The sequence below is a fragment of the Microbacterium sp. CPCC 204701 genome, assembly GCF_004010105.1.
GTDB lineage: Bacteria > Actinomycetota > Actinomycetes > Actinomycetales > Microbacteriaceae > Microbacterium.
Window position 1 is genome coordinate 1 of record NZ_RRYE01000132.1, and the last position, 7,410, is coordinate 7,410.

The following is a 7,410-nucleotide window of genomic DNA, read 5'->3' on the forward strand; positions in this document are numbered from 1 at the left end:
CGCGCCGCGCTCGCCCACCACACCGCGACGCGCACGAGCGCGCGGCCGCGACGCGACGAGGTGACGCTCGTCTCGGTGGCGTGCGTGCGGCCCTCCGTCCCGGTGGAGTGGACGGTGCGGGTCAGGCGGGACTCGGTGAGACTCATACCGCTTCGCGCCTCGCGGGCGGCGCCACGTCGAGCAGCACCTGCCCGACCACGGTCTCCTGGGTGACGCCGTCGAACTCGGCCTCGGGATGCAGGATGAGGCGGTGCGACAGCACCGGCACTGCGAGTGCCTTGACGTCGTCGGGCGTCGCGTACGTGCGGCCCTGCGACGCGGCGCGCGAACGGCTCGCGCGGGTGAGGGCGAGCGCCCCGCGGATGCTGACGCCCAGACGCACCTCGTCGGCCGTGCGCGTGGCGTCGACGAGCCGAGCGATGTAGTCGAGCACGAGCGCGTCGACGTACACCTGTGCGGCGAGGTCGGCCATGCCCACGAGCGCTTGCGGCGTGATGATGGGAGGAAGCTCGGCCGTCGCGATCGCGGCGCCGTCGAGGATCCGGACGGTCGCCGCGTGGTCGGGGTAGCCGAGCGAGGTGCGCATCATGAAGCGGTCGAGCTGGGCCTCGGGCAGGCGGTAGGTGCCGGCCTGCTCGACCGGGTTCTGCGTCGCGAGCACGAGGAACGGCACGCCGACGGGGCGCGAGACGCCGTCGATCGTGACGTGCCCCTCCTCCATCACCTCGAGCAGTGCCGACTGCGTCTTCGGGCTCGCGCGGTTGATCTCGTCGGCGAGCACGATGTTGGCGAAGATCGGGCCGGCGTGGAACTCGAACACGCCCTCTTTCTGGTCGTAGACGCTGAGGCCCGTGATGTCGCTGGGCAGCAGATCCGGCGTGAACTGGATGCGCGTGTTCGTGCCGTGCACCGACTGCCCCATTGCGCGCGCGAGTGAGGTCTTGCCGGTACCCGGGACGTCCTCGAGGAGCACGTGGCCGTCGCTCAGCATCGCCGTGAGGACGAGCTCGACGACGTGGCGCTTGCCGAGCACGGCGCGCTCGACGTTGTCGGCGATCTGCCCGAACGTCTGCGCGAACCAGTCTGCCTGCTCCTGCGTGATGGTCATGTCGTGTCCTTGAGGTCGGGGAGGGAGAGTGGATGCCCGCGCCCGGCGCGGGGCGGCGGTCTGGGTTCAAGGAGTCGGCGGCGGCCGCTCGATAGCTGAGGCCCGGTCGCTCATCCACATGGCGCCGTTCCAGTACGCCTCGGAGGAGTCCCCGAGCACGACGTGCTGCCCCGAGGTCCAGGCGGTCGTCTGGCCGAGGGCGCCGAGCGAGCGCAGTTCGCTCAGGTTGCCGGGGACCCGTGCGTAGTCCGGGGTGAAATAGCCCGGGGAACCGGCGACGACACCAGACGGCAGCGGCTCGTTGGGGGTGCAGTTCGAGATGTTGAACGTTCTGGTCGCGCTGTTGAGGCCGAACGCACCCCACGACGCGGTCCACTTCAGGCCTTCGATGCTCGCGGTGCCCTGCGGCACCTTCCAGCCGCCCTCGTAGGCGAGCTGGCGGCCGTTCCTCGCCCGGAAGACCACGTTCGCATCGCTCCACGTGATCGTCGCCGTCGTCCCGTTGGCCGTCGACGAGTTTCCGCCGAGCGACAGCGTCTGGCCGCCCGTGCAGGCACCGATGCTCCAGTTCGCCCACACCTGGAACGGCGCGCTGCCGGCGGCGGGCTCAACGTTCGCCCTCGCGGAATCGGTCTGCCAGAACCGATGGTGATACCAGACCTGGATCCCCGGGGGATTGTCGAAGGTGGGGTTGTTCGGGAAGTTCGAGAACTGGACATCGTTGTTGCGCGGCGGCCGCTCCAGCGATGTTGGGGTCTCGGTGATGACCCATTCCATGCGGCTGCCGGCGTCGCGCGGCTGAGCTCCGACGACGAACGTGTAGCCCTCCGGAGCCTTCTCGGACTGACGCGCGCGGATGCTCGCGGTGGCTTCGGCCCGACCATAGGAGCGCTCGCCCCAGTAGGACTCCACGCACAGGCGGTAGGTGTACTCGTTGCCGTCCTCCACGGTGAAGCTCGTCACGAACGACGTGTCAGTGCTGCCGTTCGCTCGCTTGTCGGCGACGCACCGCTGGTTGTCTTCGATGACGCCGAACCGCAGCGTCGACCCGTCGCCGTTCCGGCTCGCCGACGCGTTCGCGCTGATCGTCGAGGTGCCGTCTTCGTTGGACGCCGAGGTCAGGGTGAGGAGCGGAGACGACGGGCTTCCGACGCCGTTCGTCAGGACAGTCGCGGCACCGCCCGACGCACTGCCGCCGAGTCCCGGCGGAAGATCGAACTTCGAGTAGGGCGTGACCGTCACGATCGTGCCCTGGTTCGTTCCCACGCGGTACCGCGGCACCTCGACCGTCTGGCGGTTGCCGGTCACGGGCACGCGCACCGTCTCGCCGGTGTCGCTCCTGATCTCGAGGCTGCCGGTCGAACTGGTGTCGACGCCGTCGATCACGAGCGAGACGATGCCTCCCTCGCCGTTGGTCTGGACGGGCTCGGCCACGACGCTGCGGGGCGCCGGCGGCACGTCGTACGCCCAGGCCACGGTCCGCACGCTGCCCTTCGACTCTCCGACGGAGTTCACCGCCCACGCCTCGTAGGTGCGCTGCTCGCCGTTCGGTGCGGGGATGTCGGGGCACACGCCGGCGGCCGAGCACCGTGCGACCTCCTGCCCGCCGGAGCGGACGACGAAGCCCGAGAGGCCCGGATACGCGAGCCGCGCCTCGCCTGGATCGACGCGCAGTGTCACGGCGCCGTTCTTGTACGCCGTCTGCGCGATGCTCGACGGTGCCTTCGGGAAGCCGAGCAGATCGAGCATGATGCGACCGTCGCGCTCCGAGTTGGTGATGCGGCCCTGCGCGTCGCGCACCGAGAACGTGGCCGCGCACGTGGCACCCGGGGCATCCTGCGTCCACGTCGCAAGGACCGACGACGCCGAGGCGACCTCGAACGTCACGCCGATGCACGCGCCGGTCGCGCGCACGTCGACCAACTCGAGCGGGGTGCGGGGCAGCGGATTGACCTCGCCGCCCGCGCCGATGACGGAGAACGTGCACGACGAGCCCGACGCCTGTGAGCACTGCCGTACGACGGATCCGCCCTGCGGGAGCGTGGACGGAGCGGCGCCGACGCGCAGGATCAGGCGCGCGGGGGTCACCGAAGGGTGGCTCGTGACGCCGACGAGCGCGGCCTCCTCCGACCCGGGCACCGCGCCGTCCGCGCCGACCACGGTGAGCACGGAGCCCTGCTGGGTCACCTCGAAGGCCGAACCGGAGTGGTCGACCTGGTACCGGATGCCCTCCCAGTCCTCGCGCAGCTGCCACGTCGTCATGTCGCGGAGGTCGTAGGTGGCCGTCTCACCCGGCCCGACCGTGATCGACGCCGGCCGCAGCTCCGGCTGCGGGTCGCGCGGCTGCACGATGATCGGCACCGACAGGTACGTCCACTCGTCCTGCCCCGACAGACGCACCGGCACCTGGCACGCGTCCACCCAGGGGGCGCCCGCACCGGCGTCGTAGCGCACGACGGTGCCCGACTCGACGCGGCAGGCCGCCTCGGGGCGGGCTCCCGACACGCGCACCTCGGAACCCACGTCGACGCGTGCCCCGCGCGGGCGGGCGACGAGGCCGGCCATGTCGAAGGTCGTCGACTCGAGCTCGGCGACCTCGGGCGGCGCGGCGCCCGCGCGGAGGGTCAGGGCGACATCGTCGTCTCCGGGGACTCGGAGGAACCCGTACGAGGTGACCTCGCCCGACGCTCCCTCCCCCGTGACGGCGAACGGGATCAGCCGGGTCTTCGCGCGAAGCTCGCCGCGCAGACGCGCGCCGGTCACCGCGACGCCTTCGGGTTCGCCCCACAGCGTCAGCTCCAGGTCCGACACGTCGCCGCCCGACCAGGCGACCTTGCCGTCCAGCACGTCCACGCCGCGGGGGAAGTCCTCGCGCGTCTCGACCGTCAGGTTGGTGTCGGAGACCACGGGGTAGTCCGGCACGCTCTCGCGCACCACCCGCACCACGATCAGCCCGCGCCCGGTGTTGCCCGAGGTCGACTCGACGTCGTACAGGAACGACATGGTCGCAGGCGCCTCTCCGGCCTCGATCACGACGGTCGCGTCGTCGACCGCGGCGATCCGCTCCTCCAGGCGCGCGTACTCGGGGTTCTCGCTGCCGTCGACGAGCGTCTCGGGAGCGTCGGGGCGGATGTCGGTGACCCGCAGCGTGCCCAGCGTCGGGTCGACGTCGTTCGACAGCGGGCTGACCCGGATCGTGTTTCCCGCGCCCGCCTGCACCTGGACGTAGTCGGTGAACGTCACGGGGCTGGGGTTGGCCTCGCTGTCGAGGACGCCCACGCGCACGATCCCCTCAGCGGTCTCGCCGAAGGCGTCCACCACGCGGTACCGGAACGACACCTGGCCGCTGTCTCCGGGCACGCTCGTGTAGAGGATCGAGGCGCCGTCGGCCGCGATGGTCGCGGCGCCCCGCTCGGGCTGAGCCACGATGCGGTCGAGCGTCACGACGTCGCCGTCGGGATCCATGCCGAAGCCGTCGAACTCGACGAGCGCGGACTGACCGCTGAGCGCGCGGCCCTCGAGCGTGTCGGCGGTCGGCGCGCGATTGGCGTCGTCGTCGATGACCCGGATGCGCACGCTCGCGGTGTCGGCCAGCGCCGGAGCCCCCGTGGTGAAGACGGAGTACTCGACGGCGTACTCGCCGGGCTCCTCGGGCGCGAGGTAGCGGAGCAGATCGTCCGACGCGAACGCGAGCGCGGCATCCGTCGACGACGTCACGGAGGCGGGGTTGAGCGTCGGTCGCCCTCCGGCCGGCGAGATGTCGTTGTCGAGGACGGGGATGTCGATCTGGGCGCCCGCGCGCACGACGACGGCGTCGTCGACCGCGATCGGCGCGAGCTCGGGCGCGGGCGGCAGCAGGTACACCGTCGCCTGGCCCTCGACGGTCGACCCCGCGTCCTCGGTGCCGTCGCTGACGATGTATGAGACCGTGCCGAGCCGGCCGGGGCTTCCGTCGGCTGTCGTGCCCGACACCCTGAGGTGGTTCTGGCCGACCGCGTCGACCGACAGCGTGGCACCGGCATCCGCCCTCGCCACGACGTCGCTGAGCAGCAGCACGCGCCGCGTCGGGTTCGACACGGCGTCGAAAACCTCGAGCGTCGCGTCCTCCTGCGGGTGCACGAACGCGACCACCGGCGAGGTCGCGAGCTGCGCCGGCGCATCGGCGTGCAGCACCGTGATCCGGGCCGTGCCGGTGGCCTCGCTCGCGCCGTCGGTGACGGTGAAGTCCACGCGGTAGGTGCCGGGACTCTGGGCCGAGAAGTCGAACGACGTCGATCCGCCGACGACCGTCGCGGTGGCGGCCGCGTCGTCGAGCACGCGCACCGAGTCGAGCGAGAGCGTGCCGGCCGTGCCGGTGACGTGGTCGGCCACGTCGACGGTGATACCCGACGCGACGGTGTCGACCACCGCGAACGACTGCACGGCCAGCTGCGGCTGCGGCGACACATTCACCACGAGGGACTTCACGGATGCCTGGCCCTGCGTGTCGGCGACGGTCACGGCCAGCTCCACGAGCTGCTCCCCGCCCTCGCCCGCGTCGCTGTGCTGGTAGACGACCTCGCCCGCGGGGGTCGAGGCGACGCTGCCGATCCCCGACGTGTTCACGACCGACAGCAGGAGCAGAGGGTCGCCCTCGGGGTCGACCCACCCGGGAAGCACCGGCACCGTCACGGTGCCGCCGCGCGCCACCTCGGGCTGCGGCCACTCCACGAGACATCGGTCGACGCCGCACCACTCGGGTGCGGTCTCCGCCGCGGGGGCTGCGACGTCGACCGTGACGGTCGTGGGCGCCGAGCGCAGCCCGTCGGCGGCGGTGCCGTCGGTCACCGCGTACGAGAAGGTCGCCGACCCGGTGGCCCCGGGGTTCACGCGCACGGCGAAGCGCTGGCCGTCGTCGGTCACCGTGACGGTGCCGAAGCCGGGGTCGAGGCCCGTGACCGATGCCGGATCGATCGCCAGGACATCCTCGTTCGGATCGTGGTCGTTCATCAGCACGGGCAGCGACGCGAGCGCACCGGCGCGCACACCGAAGGCGTCGGGCTCGGCGATCGGCGGCTTCGGGTCGAGCACGACCTGCAGCTGCTCGTCGCTCGGCACCGCGTCGGGGTCGGTCTCGTCGTCGAGCGTCCAGTCCTGGCTCGAGGTGATGAGGGCGCCGTCGGGCACCGACCACGCCCATCCCGACCGGGTCTCGTTGAGGATCACGGCGGACTCGTTAGCGACGAACATCGGACGGCGGTCGTCGGGCATCGTCTCTTCGCCGTAGTCGAGCGTGACGGACTCGCCGCGCGAGCGCCACAGCGTGCCGTCGGCGTCGCCCTGAGGCAGCCACGCGGCGAACGTCTCGCCGTCGTGCGTGATGGGCTGCGCGGGGGTGCCGATCACCGCTCCGGTCCCGCCGAAGACGGCCGCGGCGCCCGAGCCGTCGACGGGCACCCGCACGAGCGACGTCTCGTCGGCGAGGAAGACCGCGGTGCCTGCGGCGTCGGGCATGCCGGCGACGACCGCTCCCGTCGTCGGCGCCGAGATCGAGGCATCAGCCCCGCGTAGCCACACGTCGCCGTCCTCGGTGTCGACGACGGCCCACGTGTCGCCGGCCGCGGTGAGAGCCGGCGCGGTGAGCCCCTCCGCGTCGAGCGGGTCGCGCCCCAGCACGTCGCCCTCGGCGATGTCGAACCGGAGCACCGAGCCGTCGGCCCGCGAGTATGCGAACAGCACGCCTCGATCGTCGACCGCGATCGCGTCGGCCGTGTACTGCGGGGCGTCTTCGTCGTCCGAGGGGAACGGGTCGAGCTGCGACGGCGTTCCCGCCGACAGCGACCCCGCGAAGACCGCACCCGAGTCGGTGAGGTAGGCCACGTAGTCGTCCGCCGTGGCGACATCGGTGGTGCCGGGCGGCGTCGACGCGGAGGCCTGCAGAGCCTCCTCGTCGAGGTCGGTGGGCATCGCCTCGTCGATGCGCGTGACCTTGCTGAAGCTGTCGCTGAACAGGTACGCGGCATCGGCCGTCTGCACGACCTGGTCGGGATTGCTGATGCTGCGCACCGTGTCGAGCTCGCCGACCGACGTGTTGACGCGGGCATAGCGCCGGCCCTCGCCGGTCTGCAGCGCCCACACCGCCGCGTCGACCTCCGGGGTCTCCTGCGCGTCGAGGCCCGGCCACACCACGCTCACGCCGATGACCACCGCGACCGCCGCGCCGGCGGCGACGAGTCCGGCGAGCGTGCTCCGCCGCATCACCGCACCCCCGCGCGCATCACAGCACTCCCGTGGCGAAGAGCGCCGCCACCACGACGCCGGCG

2 protein-coding genes are annotated in these 7,410 nt (G+C 72.0%); both read right to left on the minus strand.

Going from position 1 to position 7,410, the window contains the following annotated elements; translation table 11 throughout:
- Positions 1 to 142 precede the first annotated feature (142 nt).
- Positions 143 to 1,108, minus strand: coding sequence for an AAA family ATPase (locus EIO58_RS09540; RefSeq protein WP_127819341.1), 966 nt, complete (start codon positions 1,106 to 1,108; stop codon positions 143 to 145).
- A gap of 66 nt (positions 1,109 to 1,174) precedes the next feature.
- Complete coding sequence (locus EIO58_RS09545) at positions 1,175 to 7,345, minus strand: Ig-like domain-containing protein (RefSeq protein ID WP_127819342.1); 6,171 nt, start codon at positions 7,343 to 7,345, stop codon at positions 1,175 to 1,177.
- Between the last annotated feature and the right edge of the window lie 65 nt (positions 7,346 to 7,410).

What these genes read in the sequence shown, in the direction of transcription:
- EIO58_RS09545 (WP_127819342.1), bottom strand. Translation starts at nt 7,345, where the DNA reads ATGCGGCGGAGCACGCTCGCCGGACTCGTCGCCGCCGGCGCGGCGGTC.
- EIO58_RS09540 (WP_127819341.1), bottom strand. Translation starts at nt 1,108, where the DNA reads ATGACCATCACGCAGGAGCAGGCAGACTGGTTCGCGCAGACGTTCGGG.